Source organism: Microvirga sp. M2 (genome assembly GCF_047497095.1).
In the GTDB taxonomy this organism is placed as follows: Bacteria; Pseudomonadota; Alphaproteobacteria; order Rhizobiales; family Beijerinckiaceae; genus Microvirga.
The window spans coordinates 792,957-815,875 of sequence record NZ_CP134064.1 but is presented as its reverse complement, the minus strand read 5'-3'; the positions used below and the strand labels follow the sequence as shown (position 1 = coordinate 815,875).

Sequence of the window (22,919 nt, the reverse complement as noted above, 5' to 3'; positions counted from 1 at the left end):
CTACGAGGCGTTCATTCCCAGGCAGGGCATCGCAGCGTGCACCCGGCACAAGATCCGGGCGCACGCTGCCGAGCCCTCGAAGTGTCAGACGTTGAACTGGAACCCGTCGACGACGAATGTCTGGCCGGTGATGAAACACGGCTCCGATGTCGCCAGGAAGGTCACGAGGCGTGCGACGTCGTCGGCACACCCGAGGCGGCCTAGGGCAATGCCCTTCACGATCTCTGCCTCTCGTGCCGTGACGTCGGTCCCGATCTCGGTCAGGATGACCCCGGGGCAGATGGCGTTGATCGCGATCGTCGGCCCTAGTTCCTTGGCAAGGGCACGCGTCATGCCCAATATGCCGGCTTTTGCGGCGGCATAGGCGAATTTGCTGACTGCGGCAGTGACACCGCCCGAAAGCGCGTTGAGCGACGACATGGATACGATTCGCCCACCGCCCTGCTCCAGCATGAGCGGGGCCGCGTGATGGATATAGTTGAAGCAGCTCTTCAAGTTGATCGCGATGCCGCGGTCGAATTCCTCCTCGCTGGTTTCGAGGATTCCCTTGGGCTGGGATTGCCCGGCATTGTTGAGCAGAAAGTCGATTCGTCCGAAGGCCGAATGAACATCGCGCACGATCTCGCCTGCCCGGTCGTGAACGGCCACGTCCGCCTGGTAGGTACGGACGTCACGGCCAAGGGCGCGGATATCCGCCGCCGTCGCCGCCATCTCGCTGTCGAGCAGATCGACAAGCCCGATATCGAAGCCCTTCCGCGCCAGGTCCAGTGCGCATGCGCGCCCGATCCCTCTTGCTCCTCCAGTAACGATTGCAACCTGATTCACTTCAGCCTCTCATCGATCTGCTAACGGGTTTCGCTTGACAGGAGAAGTGTTCCTGATCGATCCTCGTTCGACAAGGAGAACATGGTTCATATATATGAACGAGAAGGCAGCCTTTGAAGTGAAATCGGCGGTGCGGGTCCTGGAGCTGCTGGAGCTACTCGCCCGCTCGACGGATCCAATGAGTCTCAAGGACATCGTGCTCGAGCTCGGCTATCCGAAAAGTAGCGCCCACAGCCTGCTCGCAACGCTGGTCTCGCGGGGCTATGTCACCCGTGAGGAGCCTGAGTATTACCGCCTGCACGAGGCCTGCCGGCTCGGTCCGGGATGGAGCAGCGGGCGCGAGGCTCAGCTCGTCGCCGTTGCGCAGCCGATCATGGACAACCTGCGCGATACAGAGGGCGAGACGGTCTTCCTCGGTGTGCGCAAGCGCGACGGACGCGTGAAGTCCATTGCCAGAAGCATCAGCCGTCAGGTCATCAGATTCGAGGCGGACCTATCCGGCTCGGATCCGGCCTACTGCACGGCCATGGGCCGCGTGCTGCTGGCGTTCTGGGATCCGCACCGCGTGGATGACTATCTTGGCCGGGAGCGTCTCATCCGGCACACGCAGTTCACCATCACCGACCGGCTCGAGATCAGGCGCACTCTCGAGACTGTGCGCCGGGACGGTTACGCCATCTGCGATCAGGAAGCCTATCTGGGCGGCTCCGGCGTCGCCGCGCCGGTGCGCGATGCCTCCGGCGAGGTGATCGCGGCCCTCAACGTGGCAACCATTACTCAGCGCTTCGAGAACTCCAAGGCGCGCATGATCGACGCGATCCAGCGCCACACACATCTTCTCAGCTCGAAACTCGGGTTCAAGGGCGCTTAGCTTTAGGAAAAGACATGGATATCTACTTCGAAGGCCGGACGGTGCTGGTAACGGGGGCCGCCCGAGGGATCGGCCGAGGCATTGTCGAGGGTTTCGCCTCCCGCGGCGCAAAGGTCTATGCAACGGACATTCTCGAGGCGGAGCTGGCCGAGCTTAAGGCCTCGTCCCGGGCCGAGCGCGGCGGCGAGATCGTGGTGCGCAGGCTCGACGTCACCGATTCCGACGACGTCTCTAACTCTATTCGCGAGATGGAGGCACAATGCGGTGGCTTCGATGTGCTCGTCCATGTCGCGGGCGGCGTCAGAGGTCAGACCAGAAAGCCCGTCGAACAGGTGACGCCGCATGAATGGGATGACATTTACGACGTCAATGTCAGGGGAGCATTCCTTGTCGCCAGCGCCGTCGTGCCCGGCATGAAGGCAAGACGCAGCGGAAAGATCGTGATGATCTCCAGTGGCGCCGGACTTGGAATCAGCCTCACGGGCATCCAGGCCTATGCAAGCGCCAAGGCGGGGCAACTCGGGTTGATGCGGCAGCTCGGCTACGAGCTCGGCCCCTTCGGGATCAACGTGAACGCCATTGCACCGGGCTTTCTTCGGACGAGTCCCGATTACGAGCGGCAGTGGGCGTCCTACGGCCCGGAGGGCCAGAAGGCGATGATCGACAGCATCCCCTTACGCCGCCTCGGAGAACCTCAGGATATTGCTCACGCCGTTCTGTTCCTCGCCTCCGATTACGCGAGCTGGATCACAGGTCAGGTTCTGCCCGTCAGCGGCGGCCCGAATTAATGGAGAATAGGTATGGATGAACCAGGCAAGCCGGCCATGGAGCCCTGGCAGTGGCCGGAGGAGCAGTGGCGCCGCGTCGTCAACGGAGTCCGGGCAGGCCGCTCGCTGCGTCCGGAGGCATGGCCGAACAATGCCCGCTGCGCCGTCGCGCTCTCTTTCGACTCGGACCATGAGACCGCGGATTTGCGGGATGGCGGACGCTCGACGAGCGTCATGTCTCAAGGGCAGTATGGACCGCGCCAGGGCGTACCGCGCATTCGCACGCTCCTGAACAGGTTCGACGTCAAGGCAACCTTCTTCGTGCCTGCGGTCGCAGCCTTGCTCTACCCTGACGAGCAGCGCCAGCTCGCCGACGAAGGGCACGAGATTGCGCTCCATGGCTGGATCCATGAGCGCAACACGCTCCTCCCGGAGCAGGCCGAGCGGGATCTTCAAATGCGCTCGTCCGATACGCTCGAACGGATCACGGGGACCCGACCCGTCGGCATCCGCACTCCTTCGTGGGATTTCAGCCCCAACACGCTGAAGATCACAAAGGAGATGGGCCTCCTCTACGATTCGTCGCTGATGGCTGACAACGATTGCTATGAGCTGGTCATGGACGGCGAGCCGACAGGCGTCATCGAGCTGCCGGTGGAATGGATCCGGGACGATGCCGCCTATCTCCATATGGATCGCTGGTCCGGCCTGAGGCCCTACATCGGGCCGGCTGACGTCCTAAGCATTTTCGCAAAGGAATTCGAACTTGCCTATTCCGAAGGCGGGATCTTTCAGCTGACGATGCATCCCGATATCATCGGGCATCGGTCGCGCATCTGGATTCTGGAAGAGCTGATCAGGACCATCAAGGCACGGTCCGATGTATGGTTCGGCACCCATGCGGACGTCGTCCGTCATGCGAAAGCGGCAGGATAGCGGTGTCGCATCCCTAGAGCCTTTTCCGCAAAAGTGGATGCCGGTTTTGCGTGGAAAGACGCTCAAGATCAAAATGTTAGAGCGGTCGGACGTGATTCCGATTTCACGTCCGACGCTGGAGAGAATGCGGGTCCGGGGGCCATCGAAGTCCCCGGACCCGGTCCCGTTACTTCGGGCTCACATCCGTCTTGAACCACTTCATCGATAGATTGCGGAGCGTACCGTCAGCCGCGGCCGATTGAATGGCCTTGTCCAGGATCTCTTTCAGTTCCGGCTCATTCTTCCGGATCCCGATGCAAACGTTCGTCGCCATGATGCCGCCGGTCAGGAGCGGCCCCGATGCCACGAGGGTGCCATTGCTCTTCTCGACCATGCTCGTCACAAAGACGATATTGTCGAACTGGGCGTCGATCCGGCCCGCATTGAGGTCGAGCTGAGCCTGCTCGGACGACTTGTACGCTTTCACGTCGGCATCGTTCTTGAAGTTCTCTTCCATGAACTGCTGCTGGCTGGTCGACAGGGCGACGCCGACCGTCTTCCCCTTCAGCTTCGCGCGGATGGCATCCAAAACTTCCTTCGAACTTCCATCGTTGACGGAAATATCCTTCCCTGCCCCGGGAAGGTTCGCGAGCGGGCCGCTCTTCTCGACCAGGAAAGTATTCGGGGTAATGGCGTAGGGCGTGGTAAAATCGATGACTTCACGGCGCTTCGGATTCGGCCCCATCGTCAGCACGGCGTCGAACTTGCTGGCGAGAAGCGCCGGAATCTGGCTGTCCCAGTCCTGTGCGACGAAAGTGCACTTCAGGCTGGCGCGCTTGCAGACCTCCTTGGCGACATCCATGTCGAAGCCGTCCAGCGTTCCGTCCGCCGAGATCAGGTTGAAGGGCGGGAACGCACCCTCGACACCGACTGTGATCTCCTTCCACTCCTTGGCAGAGACAGGCGCAACGGATGCGCCGAGCAACGCGGCGAATGCAACTCCTATACCAATCGCTCTGATGTTTCTCATCGACTTACCCTCAACTAGCGAGAATCTGGTTTTGCGAGTGCTTTTCATTGAACTCGGTAGGTCGCTCGCATCCTGAGCGGACACGATTTCATCGAAAAGTTCTTCGATCCTAGTCTAACGGGCGGCTCGTATTCTTAAAGCGGAATGACGTTCTCATATATGAACGATCGACGGATCGATGCGGAGCGGAACAGGGCTGACGCACAGACACGACTGCCCGGACCTCCCGACTATATACCACTCCCGAAGAACCGGCTCGCCCGTGACTTTCGGCGTTGAGGCTATCGCGGCCCGTGCGGGGCTCGCCTCTCGGCCTGGCCTGCCGTCTGCCGGCTTCGTCAAGAACCGCTTGCCGGTGACGACGCGCCCGGGCGCCGTGTGGGGCTTGGCAGAATCGTCGGCCCAGACTGGAGTTGCGGCCTATCCTTCCGGCCCGCTGCTGGAACGACCAGGATGATCGTTCGCTATCTCGCGCGAGGCCGAACGTACGACGGCGTCGAGGCATATGCCCAATCACAGTGACATTTTACTTGCATCCGAAGGGGCATGCACACACGATCCATGTCATCGGTGCGTCAACCTGCCGCCTCACATTCAACCGGAGGGATTGCCGTGGACCTTGGACTGAAGGACTTGCGCGCCATTGTCACGGGCGGCAGCAAGGGCATCGGCCGTCGATGCGCCGACATTTTCGCCGACGAGGGGGCGCATGTCTCCATCTGCGCACGGGACCAGGCGGAGGTCGACGAGACCGTTGCGGCGCTGCGCGCCAAGGGCGTCACCGCTTTCGGCAAGGCGCTGGACGTCGCCGACAAAGCGGCCTTGGAATCCTGGGTGAAGGAGAGCGCCGCCGCGCTCGGCGGCATTGACATCGTGGTCGCCAACGTCTCGGCACTGGCTGTGGAGGACAACGAGGATGCCTGGAAGAAGGGCTTCGAGGTCGACATGATGCATACGGTTCGCGTCGTGAACGCGGCGATGCCCCACCTCGAAGCCTCGAAGGCGCCCTCGATGACGTTCCTGTCGAGCGTCTCGGGACGTGAGGTGGACTTCACCGGCCCGGCCTACGGCGCATTCAAGGCCGCGCTCGTCCATTATGCCCAGGGGCTCGCCCACAAGCTCGCCGGCAAGATGATCCGCGTGAACACGGTCTCGCCCGGCAATACCTACTTCGACGGCGGTATCTGGCAGAACATTGAGAAGAACGTTCCCGACCTGTTCAAGGAAGCCCTTTCGCTCAACCCGACCGGCCGGATGGCCACCCCTGAGGAGATCGCACGCGGCGTCGTGTTCCTGGCGAGCCCGGCCTCATCCTTCACGACAGGAACAAACCTGGTGATCGACGGCGCGCTGACCAAGGGCATTCAGCTCTGACCGCGCAGACCAGTCCTGGCTGGCCTTCAGTGGCACGGCATGCAAAGCGCGTCGTGGTCATTATGGTGAAGCGTCTTCGATCGCTGCTGCCAAGCTCGCGCAGTAGGAAAGCCAAATGACTCCGATGCTCAAGGTTTCCCAATACTGACGGACAGCCTCGGTTAGCATTGCAACCGGCACATCTGACAGACGAGTCCTGCTCTTGAAACTTGACAGGCTCGAGGAGATGGGTGAGTATTTGCATGAGCAACGTAGCTCGCGTCTCTCAACAGAACGTTCGCGTCCCCCATAAGTTTTAGTTTCGGCAACGGAGCCCGCACCACCCGGTGACGGGCTATTATTGTTGGAGCAGCCATTGTGGGCAATCACGCCGTAGTCCGCATCGGCCTACTCTTCTCGACGACGGGACCATACGAGACGATTGGCCGGTCGATGCAGAGCGGTGCATGCCTCGCGATCGAAGAAATCGCATCGGATCCGCGGTTCGACTTCCGTTTCGAGGCAATATCGATCGATCCAGGCGGACGCGGTGATGAATACGCACAAGGAGCCCAGTGCCTTCTTGCCAAGGAGCGGGTGACGCATGTCATCGGATGCTATACGTCCTCAAGCCGCAAGGAGGTGCTCCCCTGCTTCGAGAAGTATGACGGAGTCCTCTGGTACCCGTCGCATTACGAAGGTTTCGAGACAAGCGACAACGTCGTCTATACCGGTGCCTCCCCGAACCAGCATATCGTTCCGCTGACCGGCTACCTGCTGCGCAAATGCGGGAAGACCGCGTTCTGCGTCGGCTCGAATTATGTCTGGGCCTGGGAGAACAATCGCATCCTGCGGGAGGCGGTTCATGCGCATGGCGGCAAGATTCTCGCCGAGCGCTACTTTCAGGTCGGCGAAGTGGACTTCGCCTCCGTGATCCACCAGATCATCGAGCTTCGCCCGAACTTCATCTTCAATACCCTTATCGGCGTTTCGTCCTACGCGTTCTTCCGGGAACTGCATAGGGCCACCCGAGCACGGGGCATCGACCAGCCGCGAATGCTTCCCGTGGCGAGCTGCTCGCTGTCGGAACCCGAACTCCAGGAAATCGGTCCGGAGGCATGCAGCGGTCACATAAGCTCGAGCGTTTATTTCGAAAGCATCGACAGCGAACGCAACATGAGCTTTGTCGGCCGCTACCGCACGCGATTCCCGAATGCGGGCCCGACATCGGCCGATGCCGAAGCTCCATACGTTGCCGTGCATCTTCTGGCACGCGCCATCCGCCAGGCGGGTTCGCCCGACATGGGTCCGGTTCTCGCAGCGCTCCCTTCCGTCGCCATGGAGGCGCCCCAAGGAAAGGTGCGGATCGATCCTGGAAACCGTCACTGTTACCTGACCCCCCGAATCGGAATCTCGAATGGGAACGGGGGTTTCGACATCATCTACGAGTCACCCCATCCCGTCCGTCCAGACCCGTACCTCGTCTGGCAAGACCTCACGAGCAGCGAGATGCCGCAGCTAAGGATCGTGTCGTGACACCGCACCTCATCAAGAACTTCCGGGGCATGCGGGTTGCCGTCGTCCATATGCCGGATCGCAACCGGCAGATCATCGTCGAGATCCTGACGAGGCTCGGGCTCGTCACAACGGTCATCGACCCGCAAGACGAACCCGTCGACGCATGCAGCATCGCTCACTCTACCGATATCGTGTTCTTCGATGCGGACGCCCCCGACTGCTCCTTCGCGGTCGGGGCAGGCGGAGAGATGCCGATCCCGACCGTCGCGGTGCTGGGCCTCGAGACACCCAGTCGCCTGGAGAGAACACTCAATCTCCAGCCCACCGCATTGGTGTACAAGCCGATACGGGCAACGGGCATCTATACGGCGGTGTTCTTTGCCGCCAACCAATTCAGGCGCTTCCACGAGCTGAGGGTCCGCCTGGCCGATCTCGAGGCGCGCCACGGTGCCCGTCGCTTCGTCATCAAAGCCATCGTGGCGCTCATCGAACAATATGGAATCGACGATGAACAGGCATACCGGATCCTGAGGCGGGAAAGCATGAAGCGCCGCCTCACGGTGGAGGAATTCTCAGAGACACTTATCGCGGCCGGGCCATCGGCTCTCCGGCACGATGCCCTAGCAGCACGATAATGGAGGATCGTGGCATGACCGACGAAACGACCCAGAGCGAACACTCAAATCAGGACACGGTGACGCCGAGCGGCCTCGAAACGGACCGGCGCGCACTTCTGAAGGGGGCGGCCGCCGTCGGCGGCCTCCTGGCCGGATTCACGGGACCGACGTATCTTCGGGACTTCAATTTCACCCAGACGGCGCGCGCGCAGGGGAGCGGACCGGTGAAGCTCGGCTTCATCGAAGACGAGTCCGGCAACCTTGCCGTCTACGGACTCCAGAAGGTCCATGCGGCCCAACTCGCCGTCAAGGAAATCAACGAGGGCAAGACACTCAGGGGTGCGCCCAATATAGGCGCGGGCTTCATGGCCAGTTCCGGGGACATCGCCGGCAAGCCGCCCGTCATCAGCAAGGAGGGAACCAATCTGGACCTCGTTGGGGATCCCGGCGAGAAACACCAGTCCGCGCTGCTCTACGAGGAGGTCGCGGACATCCTCGTGGATTCCAAGGACAAGGGAATCCTCGGCCGTGAGATCAGCCTCGTGTCGGCCGACGGTCAGAGCAACAATACCGTCTGGCAACAGCTCGCGCGCCGCATGATCCAGCAGGACAAGGTCGACGTTCTCGTCGCGGGCTTCGCAAGCGCCGAACGGGAGGCGATCCGCCCGATCGTCGACCAGTCCCGCCAGCTCTACTTCTACACGAACCAGTACGAGGGCGGCGTCGCGGATGCGAACACCTTCTGCACTGGACCGGTCTGCGAGCAGCAGGTCATCCCGACAGTCCAGTACATGGTCGAGAAGTTCGGGCCGCGCTGCTATACGATCGCTGCCGACTACAATTTCGGGCAACTGACGGCGGCCTGGACGAAGGCCTTCATCCCATTGGTCGGCGGGCAGATCATCGCAGAGGAGTTCATCCCGCTCTCGGTCTCGGAGTTCAGCCAGGTCATCCAGAGGGTCCAGGCCGCCAAACCCGACTGGGTGATGACCCTTCTCGTGGGATCGAACCATCACAACTACTATCCGCAGGCCGCCGCGGCGGGCCTCAAGTTCCCGATGGCCTCGACCGTCAACATGGCGCAGGGCTACGAGCACAAGCGCTTCCCGCCCCCGTCGCTGGCAAACATGCACAACGCCATCCAGTACCAGATGGAAGTTCCCAGTGCCCGAAACCGCGCCTTCGTAAAGCGCTGGATGGAGATGTTCCCGCAAGATCAGTACATCGGCGAGATGGCGCAGAACACATACTTCACGATCCATCTCTACGCCAAGGCGGCCCGCCTCGCGGGCACGACCGATCAGGCAACGGTGAAGAAGGCCCTGGAACTCGGATGGAACATTGAGGCGCCGGAGGGATCCGTCTTCCTCGAGCCCGGCACCCACCACTGTGCCCATCCGATACGCCTCGCCGTCTGCGACGAAAACCACAACGTCAGCTTCGTGCGTGACTGGCCCTTGATCGAGGCATGGTGGCTCCAGCGTCTCGGCGTGAACCTGATCCGCCATCCGGAGTACAAGCAATACACGCCGGCGGAGGATCCCTACTTCACGATGTTCGGCAAGGCCTGAACCTTACGACCGCGCGGCGTCCCCTCCCCGGGACGCCGCGTCCACGAGTGCGAGACGTCCCCGGGGCCGGATCATGGACAGCCTGGCGGTTGCCTTCAGTATTCTCTATCAACTCGCGACGAATGCCTCCTTTCTCCTGCTCGCCGGGCTGGGGCTCATCGTGATCCTCGGCATGATGAACATCATCAACCTCGCCCATGGGGAACTGATGATGCTCGGGGCTTACACGGCCACCATGCTGTATCATCGCGGAATTCCGTTCCCGATCACGGTCGTCGCGGCCTTCTTCGTCGTCGCCCTCGCGGGAGCCGTGCTCGAGCGGCTCGTCGTCAGGTGGTTCTATGGTGAAAGACTGGGGGCTCTCGTCGTGACATGGGGGATCAGCCTGGTCCTTTCCCAGGGAACGCTCATGGTGCTCGGTCCCTTCATGCCCTCGATCCCCATCCCCGGCGGCTCCGTGGCCGTCGGCCAGTATTCCTTCTCCGTCTATTGGTTGATCCTGGTGACGGTGACCGTGCTTCTCCTCTTCGGGCTGGGATTGCTCTACAACCGGACGAGCTTCGGTCTGCATGCGCGGGCAACCATGCAGAAGCCCGAGATCGCCCGTGCGCTCGGCGTCGATACGGACCGGATCTATCTTCTCACCTTCAGTCTCGGTGCGGGTCTCGCCGGCCTCAGCGGAGCACTCCTGGCCCCGACCGTCTCCATAGCGCCGTTCATGGGCCAACAGTTCGTGGCCCCGGCCTTCATCACCGTCGTCGTGGGAGGGGTGACCAACGTCATCGCGGGCGCGCTGGGGGCGAGCAGCCTCCTGTCGCTTGTCAAGACACCGGTCGGCTTCTGGCTCGGAGCATTTCTCGGCAACGTCGCCCTGCTTCTCGCCGCGCTGGTGATCATCAGGCTCATGCCCGATGGGATTTCGGCCACCTTCCAGCGCTGGCAGGACCGGCGTTCACGAATGGCGTGAACCATGCGCGGACCCATCACCACCCTCACGGGGACAAACGATATCGGCCACTCGCCCGTCTTCTGGGCAGGCTTCGCGCTGGTCCTCGCCGCCCTTGCAATCTATCCGGGCACGGCCACCGAGTTCGAAGCGAACAACGTCGCCTTCTATCTCCTGAACATCCCGCTTGCACTCGGTCTCTGTCTCCTGTGGGGATATGGCGGCGTCCTCAGCTTCGGACAGGTCGCCTATTTCGGAATCGCGGCCTATGTCTACGGCATCGTCGCCGGGAACATGAACGGGAGCCAGTGGGGCTCCTTGATCGGCATGGTCGGTGGGCTGGCCGCGAGCGCCGTCGCGGCCGGCGTCTTCGGCTACTTCGTCTTCTATGCCAGGGTCCAAAACTGGATCGTGCCGATCCTCACGCTGGTCCTCACCCTGCTTCTGGAGACATTTCTCGGTCAAACGGCCGGCTATCAATGGCGGGTCGGACAGGTTCAGCTCGGCGGGTACAACGGCATGACAGGTATCCCGCCGTTCCAGCTCGGGGATCTGATGTTCTTCGGCTCCTATTTCTACTACTATGTCCTGGTCGTGGTGGTCCTGTCCTACATCGGTTGCAGGATGCTCGTGAACGCGAATGCCGGCGAGGTTCTCCTGGCGATCCGGGAGGATCCGCTGCGAACCGAGCTGCTCGGTTACGACATCCGTGCCCGGCAGTGGTCGATCTTCGTTCTCGCCAGCATGTTGGCTGGATTGAGCGGCGTCCTCTACGTCCAATGGGGAAATTACATCACGCCGACGCAGGTCGGCCTCGCACAGGCCTCCCTCCCGGTCATCTGGGTCGCCGTCGGAGGACGTGACAGCCTGCTGGCCTGCGCGATCAGCACATACGCGCTGAACTGGCTGACCTATACCCTGTCGTCCGCCGGCTACCAGTCGGCGCTCGTGATCATCGGCTTCCTCCTCATCATCGTGATGCTGTTCTTCCCGCGAGGAGTCGTCGTCACCATCGCGCGGGCCACCATCTGGAGGCGCAAGGAAAGGAGGGGCGTCGACGATGTCGGATACGATCCTCGCCACTGAAAGGCTCGTGAAGCGCTTCGGCGGCGTCACGGCCGCAGACGCCGTGAGCCTGTCCGTCAAGCGCGGCGAGCTGCGTTGCCTCATCGGACCCAACGGGGCAGGAAAGTCGACGCTGTTCGCACTTCTTTGCGGCATCTACCGGCCCGACTCCGGGCTGGTGTGGTTCAATGGGCGGGACGTCACGTCGCTTCATGCCTTCCAGCGCGTGAGACGGGGATTGGGCCTCACTTTCCAGACCAACCGTACGTACCATGCTCTTTCGGTTCGCCAGAACCTCGAGACCGCACTGGGCGCCCCGAGGGGAGATCGGCCGGAAGGAGCCGAGGCGCGGTACCGACATGTCCTTGGTCGGTTTGGACTGGAAAGGGATCTCGACAGGCCGGCGCGGGAGCTTCCTCACCACCAGCTTCAATGGCTCGAGATCGCCATGGCCCTGGCCGGCGGCCCGGACGTTCTTCTCCTGGACGAACCGACCGCAGGAATGTCCCCAGACGAAACTCTCCAGACGGCACGCGTCTTGAAGCATCTGAACGGAGAGGGGCTCACCATCATCGTCGTGGAACACGACATCGCCTTCGTGCGGGAGCTGGCCCAGCTGGTGACCGTACTCCACCAAGGCCGCGTCTTCGCGGAGGGAACGGTCGCCGAGATCACTCAGCATCAGGACGTGCGCCGTATCTATTTAGGCAGGACCTGACCGATGAACCCGACCCTAACGACCAACGGCCTGCGCTCGGGATACGGAACCGGAGACGTTCTGCAGGGCGTCTCCATCGAGGTGAATCCGGGCGAAATCGTCGGCGTGCTCGGACGGAACGGTATGGGCAAGAGCACGCTGATGCGTACCGTGATCGGACTGCTTCCGGCCCGCGCCGGCAGCATCATGTTCGGGGGAGCGGACATAACCCGGGAGCGTGCGGACCTGCGAGCGCGCCGCGGCATCGGCTACGTCCCCCAGGGACGCGAGATATTCCCGCACCTCACCGTCCTCGAGAACTTGCAAATGGGACATCTCGTCAATGCCGGGCGTGGACACTCCGCACTGGACGAGGTTTACGGCTGGTTTCCGTTCCTTCACGAAAGGGAGCGTCAGAGGGGCGGCACTCTGTCCGGAGGGCAGCAGGAGATGCTCGCGATCGCCCGTGCCCTCGTGAACGGTCCTAGCCTCCTGCTGCTGGACGAGCCGAGCGACGGCGTGCAGCCGAGCATCGTCCAGCAGATCGGCACGTTCATCGTCGAACTCGTCGCCAGAAAGGCGACTGCGGTGCTTCTCGTGGAACAGAACATCGATCTGATCCAAACCGCAGCCCACCGGGCCTACGTGCTCGAGAAGGGCCGCGTCGTAACGAGCCTGGAGCACAGCGACATACGCGATACTGAGAGGTTGACCGAGTTCCTTTCGGTCTAAGCAGGGAGTGGAACCATGAGCTGGCTAGAGAACTCGTACATGGCCCGCAAGGGCATGGCTCGCGGCAAGTCCGGGGAGACCCATCAATTGAACGGTGAAAAACAGGGCAAGTACCACTACGTCTACGGCCCCTATGCCGAACCCGTGCTGAGGATCCAGCCCGGAGACGTCGTCGTCGCCGAGACCCAGGATGCCTTCGAGGGAGCCATCAAGACCGAGTCCGATTCTCCCTCGGAAATCTTGCATATGCCGTTCCTCAACCCGCAATGCGGCCCCATCGAAGTCGAGGGCGCCGAAAAGGGGGATGTCCTGTGCGTTCACATCCATTCCATCAAGCCGCGCGGGCCGCAACCCGTCGGGACGACGGCTTTGATCACTGAATTCGGCGGGCTTGTCGGCACCACCAACACCGCCCTGCTGAACAAGCCGCTCCCGGAGAAAGTCAAGAAAATGGAAGTGACGGAAGCCGGAGTGAAGTTCAACGACAGGGTCACGCTCCCATACGAACCGTTCATAGGCACGCTTGGCGTGTCGCCGGAGATCGAGGCCGTCAGTTCGTTGCAACCGGACTACTGGGGCGGAAACATGGATCTTCCCGACGTTGCGCCCGGCGCGATCGCCTACTTTCCGGTGCACCACAAGGGCGCCTATCTCTATCTTGGCGACTGCCATGCGAGGCAGGGGGATGGGGAACTCTGCGGCGTAGCGGTTGAGATACCGTCGACAACGACGGTTCAGGTTGATCTGATCAAGGGATGGTCGATCGCCTGGCCCCGCCTTGAGAACGAGGAATTCATCATGTCCATCGGCAGCTCGCGGCCGATGGAGGATGCCGCCCGCATCGCCTATCGCGAGCTTCTGCGCTGGCTTTGCGCTGATTACGGTTACGACGAGGTGGAGGCCTATTTCCTTCTTACGCAAGCCGGGCGCGTTCGCCTGGGCAATATGGTCGATCCCAAGTACACATTGGGAGCCTCAATTCTGAAACGATATCTGACGTAACTGCCCTTGCACGCAGCAAGGACCGAAGTGGGAGGCCTTCCGGGAAGCCCTCTCGCCGGAAGCGGTCGGAGCACCGATTGGGCCCAGCCGACAGCATCGGACGTGGAACCGGACCCACATCCGATGCTGTAGTGAATTCAAGTCATCAGCCACACCGAGTGATTAAGCTTCACAAGGGCAGATTTCGCAGAAAGATCTGTGCGGATCGCGCGATTCTGCGACTCGACCGCCGCGTCAGAGGCTCAAGAGCCGTTGGCCGCCCGCCAGTCGTGTTCGAATCTTTCGATGTAGAACATATATCAAAATATCCGAGAGCGCTTACTTGCCTCTGCTGTAACTTGAATGTTTCATGAGATAACTTCTTATGACTCGCGATGCACCCCGATCTTGTGAAATGTATTTACCCGCTTTACCCGCATTAGTATCTCCCACCGTATGGGCCCCACTTATGACTTTGGCTGCTGACCCTAGGTCCGGGATCGGAATGCCGGTCTCCGAGAACGCAGGTTTAGAGGCGCTTGCCGATCTTGGGATGTCGCCGTCATCATCCTCCCGGTTACGTCTGAAATCGGTGTCGATATGGGGAAGATACACCCTATCGTCGAGGCTGATACACCGACGAAGATGAGAGATCTCCAGGTCATCAAGATCACATCGGCTCTTCATTGCTCGCAATGAGTCGGCCAAGACCAGCCGTTTCCGATGCTCATCTCACCGACAGACAATACAGGATTTCCCCTTTCCAGCGTGCCCTGCGAGTACGGGCCGAGGGAATTGCCCTCGCGAAACCGCCATACCGGAAGACATCGGCGTACGGGAGCGCTCCGTGCCCGCATCGTCAATCATAAGGAAGCGATTAGAGAACTTCTATGAACACCGACCTGATGAAGATCCCGGACCTTCTCGCTGACTTCGCGAGCAAAGACATCACAGTCTGGGTGGATGGCGACCGCCTGCATTGCAATGCGCCCGCGGGCGCGCTCACGCCGGAGTTTCGCGACCAGCTGCGAGACCGCAAAGGCGAGATCATCAGGTTCCTGAACATGGCCGCAGCGACGGACCGGCAACAGCCCGCCATCGTGCCGCTCCAGCCCCACGGGACGCAAACACCCATCTATGCCGTGCCTGGGCACGATGGAGCTGCCGTGGCGTACTCGGATCTTTCGAGGCATCTGGGCGAGGATCAGCCGTTCTTCGCGCTCGAACCGCCGGGCCTCGACGGTCGAACCGAGCCGAAGGAGAGCATCGAGGCTATCGCCGAATACTTCGCCGACCAGATCCTTGAGTTCCAGCCGAGGGGCCCGTACGTCCTTGCCGGCTATTGCTCCGGCGCCGCGGTCGCTCTCGAACTGGCGCAGCGCCTCGTTCAGCGCGGGGCGGAGGTTCGGTGCGTGGCATTCTTCGGCCCTCTTCATCCGAGTACATATCGGACTCTGCCCCGCCTGCTGCTGTTTTATGCGATCCGCCAGGTCAGCGCAGTCGCCATGCACCTGCGACAGCTGGCGAAGCTACCGTCGCTTGAAGAGCGCACCTGGTATATTACCAATCGCCTTCGAAAGCGCCGGGAAGGTAACCAGGCACGTCAGGCCGAGAGCCCCACCGGTGAGGGGCCAGCAAAGGACGATCCGGTGCTGGCGCGCCGGGATCGCCTCAAAGTCGCGATCCTCGCGGCGTTTCGGCGGTATGCACCCACCCCTTATTCGGGCCGTGTGTGCCTGTTCCTTCCCAATAAGGCCTATCTGCGATCGGGGACGGGGCCGCTCCGGTGGCTTCGCGTGGCGCCCCATGCCGAGGTCTACTACGGACCCAAGCACTGTTATGGTCCTCACATGCTCCAGGAGCCATATGTGCCAGCCATCGCCGAGCTGTATCGTCAGTCGGTCCGGAAATCCGAAAGGGCATTTTTCTGAACGAGATTCTTTTCACGCAAAACCGGTTCCCACTTTTGCGTCCGATGCTCTAGGCCCCTGACGACGAGACCCGGACCATCCAGATGCCGACGGCGAGGATCAAGCCCACCGCGACAATGAAGCCGACGAAGCCCACCGGAAGGCCCTCCCACTTATCGTGAGCAGGATCGGGTGCCCAATTGCCTCCGATCCAGCGTTCGACCGTCTCATGATAGCGGGCCAGCGCAATCCGGAACGGAGTTGGCGGCGTGTCGGCGGCCTCATCATCGGTGCCGAGCGGGGCTCCGCTGGGATCGAACATGGGGTTCTTGTCCCCGGTTAGGCCGCTATCGATGTCGCCCTGGAGCATCGCCACGGTCGGTCGGACGGAGGGTGGGGGCGGATCCATCCGCTTGATGGTGTGGGCCGGAGGGATGTCAGAGCGATTCGTCAAGCGCTCCTCCTGGATTATGGGCCGGCTGCGCCACAAACACGGCATTCACCCAGCGTGCGATCGCACATGCTGTGCCTGTCTGCTCCGCGGCCATTCCTGACTGGGCTGCGCAAGATCGACGAGGGACCTGGTGGTGTGCCCTCAGAATTGGCCCTGAACACCTTCCTCCGATTGTCCTTCATGTCAACTACGCGCCAGCCCTTTCGCGCAGCCAGGATGGAAACCGACACGCGCAAGCTGCCTTATCCCGATGAATTTGCTACGATGCTCCCGTCGTCGCGAACAGGCCCGAATGGTTCGACGGACGCTTACCTCGCCCGTCATCGGTCCAATGACGAGACAACGGTGCCGGTCCTGCCGGCCGGCTAGTGGCAAGGGATTCTATCCCCATGACTTACATCACCACCAAAGACGGCACCCGGATCTTCTACAAGGATTGGGGCCCCAGGGACGCTCAGCCGATCGTGTTCCACCATGGCTGGCCCCTGAGTGCCGATGACTGGGACAACCAGATGATGTTCTTCCTGGCGGAGGGATTTCGCGTGATCGCCCACGACCGGCGAGGCCACGGGCGGTCGGACCAAACCGACGGCGGCAATGACATGGACACCTATGTGGCCGATGTCGCCGAGTTGGTCATGACGCTCAAGCTCGAGAACGCGATCCATATCGGACACTCGACGGGTGGCGGCGAGGTGGCACGTTATGTGGCGCGCGCCGAACCGGGACGGGTGGCCAAGGCCGTGCTCGTCGACGCGGTCCCTCCGGTGATGGTCAAGAAGGATTCCAATCCGGGCGGGACCCCGATCGAAGTGTTCGACGGATACCGTGCCGCGCTTGCCGCCAACCGCGCCCAGCTTTACCTCGAAATTCCGAGCGGTCCCTTCTATGGCTTCAATCGGCCAGGCGCGAAGGTGTCGGAGGGCTTGATCCGCAACTGGTGGCGGCAGGGCATGATGGGGAGCGTCAAGGCGGGGTATGAGTGCATCAAAGCCTTCTCCGAGACCGACTTCACGGAGGATTTGAAGGCGATCGACGTGCCGGTGCTGGTGATCCACAGCGAGGACGACCAGATCGTGCCCTATGCCGATTCAGCGCCGCTGACGGTCAAGCTCCTGAAAAACGGCAAGCTCAAGACCTACAAGGATCTGCCGCATGGCCTGTGCCAGACTCACCCCGAGATCGTGAACCCGGAGATCCTTGGCTTCGTCCGCGGGGAGAATGTGAAGGGAGGCCAGCAATCGGCCGCCGCCGCGCCTGTCACGGTATGAAAGAAGGCGGCGGACCCGGCCATGCGGCCGGGTCCGCCCGAAGTATTCTCATGTTGGCCATGTGGACCGCCGTTGGTTCGTCATCCACCTGACTGCGGATCACCCCTCACGGACAGCCGGGTCGACCAAATTTCCGCGCTTACAGCTGAGGATCTGATCGGGCTTGGCATCGAAAAGCCGCTCGATCTGCCGAATTGCGAGTTCCCTCCGATGCTCGGCAATGCTCAACCCCATCATTCAGCCACAAGGCCGCTTCTTCTCAAGACCGTGAGGAAGGCGAGCGGTAAAACGGTCGTCAGCACGATGGTGACAAAGGCCGCTGCCATGCCGAGGCTCACCGAGCCCTGCTCGAACTGGCGCCAGATAAACGTTCCGATGGTCTGCATTCCTACGGGTGCCAAGACAATCGAGGCGACCAGTTCGCGCGATGCAAGCGCAAAGACGAGCAGCATCGCCGAGGCGAGACTCGGGAACACGAGAGGAAGCAGGATACGCCGAAAAGCCACCGGCGGCGTCGCCCCGAACACTCGGGCCGCCGCCTCCAGGTTATCGCCGACCTGCAGGAGAGCGGCGGTCGCATATCGGGCCGTCTGAGGCAGGAGAATGCAGCAATAGGCCAGGAGAAGAACGAACACGGTATTATATGGCGTGAACGGCAGGCCCGGCATGTTCCAGGCCAGGATCAACCCGACCGCGACGACAATTCCGGGCAGCGCATTCGGAATCACAGTCATCACATCGATCAGCCCGCGCCCGCGAATCCTTGTCTTCACAATGATATAGGCGGCGCAAACACCAACGGCACCCGTGATGACGGCTGTTCCGACACCAAGCATCAGACTGGTGAGGAGTGCGCCGAGCGCCCCCGCGCGATTGCCGAACAATCCTGCAAAATTGGCGATGGTGATATTGTCGAGCGAGAGACCGCCGGAAATCGTGCGCGAGAGCGCCGTCGCGAGGATCGCCAGCATCGGAATGCCGGCCACGGCGAACGCGACGATGGAAAAGCCCGCCAAAACGGGAATGGCCAGAGCACCGAGAGGTCGCTTATCCCCGTTCTGAGGCTTACCGCCAACGGTCTGGTACGATCGGCGCGACAAAACCCAGCGCTGCACGAGAAAAGCGGCCAGCGACAGCAGAACCAACATAAGAGACAGGATCGCAGCCCCCGGTAGATCCACGGGCCAATCACCGACCCGCGCATCGATCCCGGTAACCAGCACCTGAAAGCCCGCCCTGCGTCCGAGGGCCGCCGGCGTCCCGTATTCCTCGATAGCCGCAGCGAACACCAAGAGCAGGCTCGCCGCGAGGCCAGGCGCCGAAAGCGGCAACGTAATGCGATAGAAGGCTTTCGCCGAAGTGGCGCCGAACACCCGCGCCACATCAGCGTAGCGGGCGCCGACCGCCTCGACGGTTCGCGAAACCGCGAAATAGACCACCGGAAAGGTATTGAACGTCATGACGAGCGTCATGCCGAGCGGCGAGAAAAGAAAAGGCGAAAGATTGAAACCGAGAAGCTGCTGCAGATAGCCCCTCGGCTGGAGCGTCATGATCCAGCCGAGCGTGGCGATGTAGGGTGGGATCATGAATGGAACGAGAAGCAGGACGTCCCAGAGAGGCGCGAGAGGAACGCGGTAGAGCGCACGGACGACACCGAGAGGGACCGCGAGCAGCGCCGACGCAATCACCACCCAGAAGCCGAGCAGGACGGTATTGCCGGCCATTCCAATAAGTCGCTCATCCGCAAGTGTCGGCCCAAGCAGGGAAAGGGGCTCTGCAAAGGAGCCCCGTCCAAGCTGAGGGAAAATGGCCTGCAGGACGATGGCCGCAAAGGGCACGGCGACGACGATGAAGAGGCTGAGTCCAGCCGCCCAAGCTGCAGGCGCGGTGCCGCCGATGTCCTTTACACGCATGCGAGAAGGCTCACTTGAAGATGTTGGAGACCTGCTTCAGGATCTCCTCACGCTTCCCGTAGACGGCAGTACTATCGTAGTCGAGAAGCTTCAGGTCGCCGACCAGGGGGCGCGCAGCCGGAATATCGGTTCGGGCCGGCATCAGGAACGTGTCCGCAACCAGCTTCTGACCTTCATCTGACAGCATGTAGTCGATGAACTTCTTCGCGTCGTCCTGGCGCTTGGACCACTTGAGGATCATGGCTGGGCGCGGCGCGATGACCGTGCCCGATGCCGGGAAGATCACGTCGATACTCTCGCCCTTGGCCTTCCCGTCGAACGTGATGTAGTCGACCGCACCGAAAACGGCGGCCTTGGCTCCTTGCAGGACCGGGTTCAGCGCCTCGGCATTCGCGCCCGCGACAATGGCGCCGTTCCCCTTGAGATCCCTGAACAGCTTGTAATCGTCCTTTCCGCCGAGTGCTGCCGTGAGCTCGAAGGACGATCCGGACTGCGCGGGATCGGGGATGTTGACAAGGTCCTTGAACTCGGGTTTCGCGAGATCCGCCCACTCGCTCGGCTTCGGAGTGCCGCTCTTGGTGTTCCATGCGATTCCGAGTGCCGACGCACCTTGGGCAACGGCGGTATCCGTCTTCAGCGAGTCCGGCACCTTTTCAGCATGAGGGCTTGTATAGGGCGCAAGCCATCCACGCTTTGCGAAGTCGGTTGCCGTGTCCCAGGATGCGGAGATCAGTACGTCGACGACCGGATTGGCTGCTTCGGCCTCGATACGGGCCATGACCTTACCGGTGGTTGCCTGAAACACGTTGACCTTGATGCCTGATTGGGCGGTGAACCCTTTGGCAAGCTTGTCGATGAGGCTTTGCGGGCCAGCGGTGTAGACTGTGATATCGGCATGGGCGGCACTGGCTGTCAGCAGGGCTGCCGCGATGGCGGGAGCAGCGCTTTTCAGGAACTTCAACATATCTTTCCCCCTCCTTTTTCGGGGTTTCTTCTCCTACCCGAACCAGTGAATTCGGTCCGGATCGATGGAAAGTCCGACCTCGTCTCCGCGCCGAAGCCGCGTGTGGCTCAGAAGCTGCAACTCGACTCCCGTCAGGCCAATGGGCGCGACCGTCGCCAGATGGCTATCGCCGCGAAACTGTGATCGGAGCACCGTTGCGTGCAGAGCATGGCGTGCGGACGCGGAGATCGACACGGATGCCAGGGGCAGAAGCGCACGGGCAAGACGGACGCCCCGGAAGGGTGCGATCGTCACCGCGTGGTCGCTTCCAGCGAAAAACCACACGCCGTCTCGCCATTCGAGATCGGCTGTGCCGCCCAGACGCAGGAAATCTGCAATCTCGGACGTTGCTGGCCTTTCAATCAATATGTCCGGAGAGGCAAACTGCGCGATTTCTCCTGCTCGCATCACGGCCACCTGGTCGGCCAAGGTGAGTGCCTCGGCGTGATCGTGCGTTACATAGACGGCGGTCAGCTGCAGCGACGCGATGAGCTCCGCCAGTTCGCTGACCATGGTCTCACGAAGTTCGCGATCCAAGTTTGACAACGGCTCATCGAACAGGATCAGTTGCGGCTCGGCGACGATGGCGCGCGCGATCGCCACGCGCTGCTGCTGTCCGCCAGAAAGGTCGCTCGGGCGGCGTTCCATGTAGGGTCCAAGCCCAACGCGCTCCAGCGCGCGCAAGGTCCGGCTCTCCCTTTCCGCCCTTCCGACACCTCGCATCTCGAGGGGGAACGCAACGTTGCCGCCAACCGTCAGGTGTGGCCATAGCGCATAATCCTGGAACACCATGCCGAGATTGCGCTTTTCCGGGGGTAGGAACGTCCTTGTTGCGACATCGGCAACGACCTGCCCTGCGATGGACACGGATCCTCCCGTCGGTGACAGGAGCCCTGCGATGAGACGCAAGAGAGTGGTCTTTCCACAACCGGACGAGCCGAGCAGCGCGAGCGTGCTTCCTTTTGGAAGCGACAAGTCGATTCCTTTGAGGACAGGGGTTTCACCGAAATGCAACTCCAGTCCTCTTGTCGATACGGCGTCCTCGCCACAGTCACGGATTTGGGTCATGAAATGAAGGCTGGAGTTGGAACACCGCGCCCGCTGAACTATTGCGATGTCATGACAGACATGTGACGACGTCGCCGTATCACGCCTGAGTGTGGCGTGATGGCATGAAATATCGACAGACCCTGGACAACATCGCCTTCGATCGGTCTGTCATCGATGATGACGCGACCGCAACGATCTGCAGGTGTGTGGATTGTTCACCGTTTCTCGGAGTTCGATGCGGCGAGCGATGATCCGATGACGCGTGCCGCAGTCGGTGAACAGGACATGTGGCAGCTTCCTCCTGGTGAAAGCTGCGCAGCTCAACCTGCCTGAAGCAAAGACGCGCGTATCCGGCGCGATCCTGTTCGCAAAGGCCTCGGAGAGGCCTGAACGTGTGGGGCTATGGTCCTAAGCGGCGAGATGCTCGAACACCTTTTGGTGCCCAATAAATTCGCTCTTGATCCACATCAGGTCGGTAGCGGATTGTTGCGCCAGGAGAATACCGGGTCGCAAGCCTGGCGGCTGAAATCAGAGGTACAATCAGACGGGATGACTGATGCCTTCATCTGGAATGCGGTCGCGAGCATAGTGGGGATGGCGGCAGGCTGACTGGGATCGAAACCTGCCCGATGTCGATCCTGTGGATTCAATTCGATCCGAATTCAGGTCTCCGGCAGTTGTCCCAAGATGTCCATTCGCTGTCTCGATCTGTCAAGCAAAGGCCTGCGTACCGTCTTATCCTCGGCAGCGACGGGCTGGGGTATCAACCCTGAGCCAGGTGTCAATCACGGTCGCTGTACCGATTGGCACGGGAAAGGACCCCGATGCGAGTGGGAGGAGCCTGTCACATGATCGCATTGTCTCCATCACAGTCTGCGACGGCCGCGCCATTGGTGCCCCCTCTGTTCTTAATGTTGACAGCCGTGGCGGCACTTGCACCGACCTCGGCCCACGCTGGGCCCTGCTCGGCCATGATCGATCAGCTTCAGGCTGTCGTCGATGCACGGATCGACACCACCGCGGGCACTGGCGGGATGGCCCGCGAGAGCACGGAGGTGACGGCGCATCGTCAGCCGACTCCGGAATCCATCGCCCGCGCCGAGAAGGAGCTTGGCGAAGGTGCGGGATATGGACAAGCTCTTTCATTGCTCGGCCAGGCGCGCGCGGCGGACCAGGCAGGCGACGCGGCGACCTGCGGAAAGTTGCTCGACGCCGCGCGCGGTGCACTGAATCGGTAGAAGGTGCGGGCCTAGATTCGCAGTCGGCCGGTACGGAGGCCCCGATGGGACCCGAAGCAGGGTTTGCCGCTATCCGCCACGGGCCGGAATTGTGTGCAACCCCAGAGCATGGGACGTGAAAAGTGAATTGGCACTTTCGGGATCGATCCGATGCTCCCACGATAGACCGGCGCATGGTTCTTGAGAAAAACC

At 61.6% G+C, this 22,919-nt stretch carries 21 protein-coding genes; 15 read left to right on the top strand and 6 right to left on the bottom strand.

Annotated features, from left to right (window positions below):
• Nucleotides 1–84 precede the first annotated feature (84 nt).
• A complete protein-coding gene (locus tag RE429_RS23345; protein ID WP_414475730.1) occupies nucleotides 85–825 on the bottom strand; it encodes an SDR family NAD(P)-dependent oxidoreductase in 741 nt (246 codons plus the stop codon).
• A gap of 94 nt (nucleotides 826–919) precedes the next feature.
• On the opposite strand from RE429_RS23345, the gene RE429_RS23340 reads away from it, so the two are divergent.
• The 3 genes from RE429_RS23340 to RE429_RS23330 are packed head-to-tail and all read left to right on the top strand — an operon-like array spanning nucleotide 920 to nucleotide 3,399.
• Complete coding sequence (locus RE429_RS23340) at nucleotides 920–1,696, top strand: IclR family transcriptional regulator (RefSeq protein ID WP_414475729.1); 777 nt, start codon at nucleotides 920–922, stop codon at nucleotides 1,694–1,696.
• A 14-nt stretch (nucleotides 1,697–1,710) separates the two neighbouring features.
• On the top strand, nucleotides 1,711–2,484 hold the full coding sequence (locus RE429_RS23335; protein ID WP_414475728.1) for an SDR family NAD(P)-dependent oxidoreductase: 774 nt from the start codon (nucleotides 1,711–1,713) through the stop codon (nucleotides 2,482–2,484).
• 12 nt (nucleotides 2,485–2,496) lie between these two features.
• Nucleotides 2,497–3,399, top strand: a complete 903-nt coding sequence (locus tag RE429_RS23330) for a polysaccharide deacetylase family protein (RefSeq protein ID WP_414475727.1) — start codon at nucleotides 2,497–2,499, stop codon at nucleotides 3,397–3,399.
• 166 nt (nucleotides 3,400–3,565) lie between these two features.
• Here the strand turns inward: RE429_RS23330 and RE429_RS23325 are convergent, their stop codons facing one another.
• Nucleotides 3,566–4,408 (bottom strand): transporter substrate-binding domain-containing protein, encoded by an 843-nt coding sequence (locus tag RE429_RS23325; RefSeq protein ID WP_414475726.1) that lies wholly within the window; start codon nucleotides 4,406–4,408, stop codon nucleotides 3,566–3,568.
• Nucleotides 4,409–5,020: 612 nt separating this feature from the next.
• Here RE429_RS23325 and RE429_RS23320 point away from each other — a divergent pair.
• The 10 genes from RE429_RS23320 to RE429_RS23275 all read left to right on the top strand — a co-directional run bounded on the left by RE429_RS23320 (nucleotide 5,021) and on the right by RE429_RS23275 (nucleotide 15,819).
• On the top strand, nucleotides 5,021–5,782 hold the full coding sequence (locus RE429_RS23320) for an SDR family NAD(P)-dependent oxidoreductase (RefSeq protein WP_414475725.1): 762 nt from the start codon (nucleotides 5,021–5,023) through the stop codon (nucleotides 5,780–5,782).
• Nucleotides 5,783–6,214: 432 nt separating this feature from the next.
• Nucleotides 6,215–7,297 carry a transporter substrate-binding domain-containing protein gene (locus RE429_RS23315; RefSeq protein ID WP_414475724.1) on the top strand — a complete coding sequence of 361 codons (1,083 nt, stop codon included), beginning with the start codon at nucleotides 6,215–6,217 and terminating at the stop codon, nucleotides 7,295–7,297.
• Nucleotides 7,294–7,914: an ANTAR domain-containing response regulator gene (locus tag RE429_RS23310; protein ID WP_414475723.1), complete on the top strand. Its 621-nt coding sequence runs from the start codon at nucleotides 7,294–7,296 to the stop codon at nucleotides 7,912–7,914. Before RE429_RS23315 ends, RE429_RS23310 begins: the two co-directional genes overlap by 4 nt.
• A 14-nt stretch (nucleotides 7,915–7,928) precedes the next feature.
• Nucleotides 7,929–9,467 carry an ABC transporter substrate-binding protein gene (locus RE429_RS23305; RefSeq protein WP_414475722.1) on the top strand — a complete coding sequence of 513 codons (1,539 nt, stop codon included), beginning with the start codon at nucleotides 7,929–7,931 and terminating at the stop codon, nucleotides 9,465–9,467.
• 73 nt (nucleotides 9,468–9,540) lie between these two features.
• A complete protein-coding gene (locus tag RE429_RS23300; protein WP_414475721.1) occupies nucleotides 9,541–10,434 on the top strand; it encodes an ABC transporter permease subunit in 894 nt (297 codons plus the stop codon).
• A gap of 3 nt (nucleotides 10,435–10,437) precedes the next feature.
• The gene (locus RE429_RS23295) at nucleotides 10,438–11,499 is read left to right on the top strand and encodes a branched-chain amino acid ABC transporter permease (protein WP_414475720.1); all 1,062 of its coding nucleotides are present in this window, start codon (nucleotides 10,438–10,440) and stop codon (nucleotides 11,497–11,499) included.
• Nucleotides 11,474–12,196: an ABC transporter ATP-binding protein gene (locus RE429_RS23290; protein ID WP_414475719.1), complete on the top strand. Its 723-nt coding sequence runs from the start codon at nucleotides 11,474–11,476 to the stop codon at nucleotides 12,194–12,196. The genes RE429_RS23295 and RE429_RS23290 overlap by 26 nt, the downstream gene beginning before the upstream one ends.
• 3 nt (nucleotides 12,197–12,199) lie before the next feature.
• The gene (locus RE429_RS23285; RefSeq protein ID WP_414475718.1) at nucleotides 12,200–12,907 is read left to right on the top strand and encodes an ABC transporter ATP-binding protein; all 708 of its coding nucleotides are present in this window, start codon (nucleotides 12,200–12,202) and stop codon (nucleotides 12,905–12,907) included.
• 15 nt (nucleotides 12,908–12,922) lie between these two features.
• Nucleotides 12,923–13,909 carry an acetamidase/formamidase family protein gene (locus RE429_RS23280; protein ID WP_414475717.1) on the top strand — a complete coding sequence of 329 codons (987 nt, stop codon included), beginning with the start codon at nucleotides 12,923–12,925 and terminating at the stop codon, nucleotides 13,907–13,909.
• Between the two features lie 869 nt (nucleotides 13,910–14,778).
• Complete coding sequence (locus tag RE429_RS23275) at nucleotides 14,779–15,819, top strand: alpha/beta fold hydrolase (RefSeq protein WP_414475716.1); 1,041 nt, start codon at nucleotides 14,779–14,781, stop codon at nucleotides 15,817–15,819.
• 49 nt (nucleotides 15,820–15,868) lie between these two features.
• On the opposite strand, the gene RE429_RS23270 is transcribed toward RE429_RS23275, so the two are convergent.
• Complete coding sequence (locus RE429_RS23270) at nucleotides 15,869–16,252, bottom strand: hypothetical protein (protein ID WP_414475715.1); 384 nt, start codon at nucleotides 16,250–16,252, stop codon at nucleotides 15,869–15,871.
• 389 nt (nucleotides 16,253–16,641) lie between these two features.
• On the opposite strand from RE429_RS23270, the gene RE429_RS23265 reads away from it, so the two are divergent.
• Nucleotides 16,642–17,523 (top strand): alpha/beta fold hydrolase, encoded by an 882-nt coding sequence (locus tag RE429_RS23265; RefSeq protein ID WP_414475714.1) that lies wholly within the window; start codon nucleotides 16,642–16,644, stop codon nucleotides 17,521–17,523.
• A 233-nt stretch (nucleotides 17,524–17,756) separates the two neighbouring features.
• Here the strand turns inward: RE429_RS23265 and RE429_RS23260 are convergent, their stop codons facing one another.
• From RE429_RS23260 to RE429_RS23250, 3 genes are read right to left on the bottom strand one after another with little or no spacing between them, the layout of a single operon-like run.
• Entirely contained in the window at nucleotides 17,757–19,436 is a 1,680-nt protein-coding gene (locus tag RE429_RS23260; RefSeq protein WP_414475713.1) for an ABC transporter permease, read from the bottom strand.
• Between the two features lie 10 nt (nucleotides 19,437–19,446).
• Nucleotides 19,447–20,400 (bottom strand): ABC transporter substrate-binding protein, encoded by a 954-nt coding sequence (locus tag RE429_RS23255; protein WP_414475712.1) that lies wholly within the window; start codon nucleotides 20,398–20,400, stop codon nucleotides 19,447–19,449.
• Nucleotides 20,401–20,433: 33 nt separating this feature from the next.
• Nucleotides 20,434–21,507 (bottom strand): ABC transporter ATP-binding protein, encoded by a 1,074-nt coding sequence (locus RE429_RS23250; protein WP_414475711.1) that lies wholly within the window; start codon nucleotides 21,505–21,507, stop codon nucleotides 20,434–20,436.
• Nucleotides 21,508–22,412: 905 nt separating this feature from the next.
• Between RE429_RS23250 and RE429_RS23245 the strand changes: the two genes are divergently transcribed.
• A complete protein-coding gene (locus tag RE429_RS23245) occupies nucleotides 22,413–22,727 on the top strand; it encodes a hypothetical protein (protein ID WP_414475710.1) in 315 nt (104 codons plus the stop codon).
• Nucleotides 22,728–22,919 lie beyond the last annotated feature (192 nt).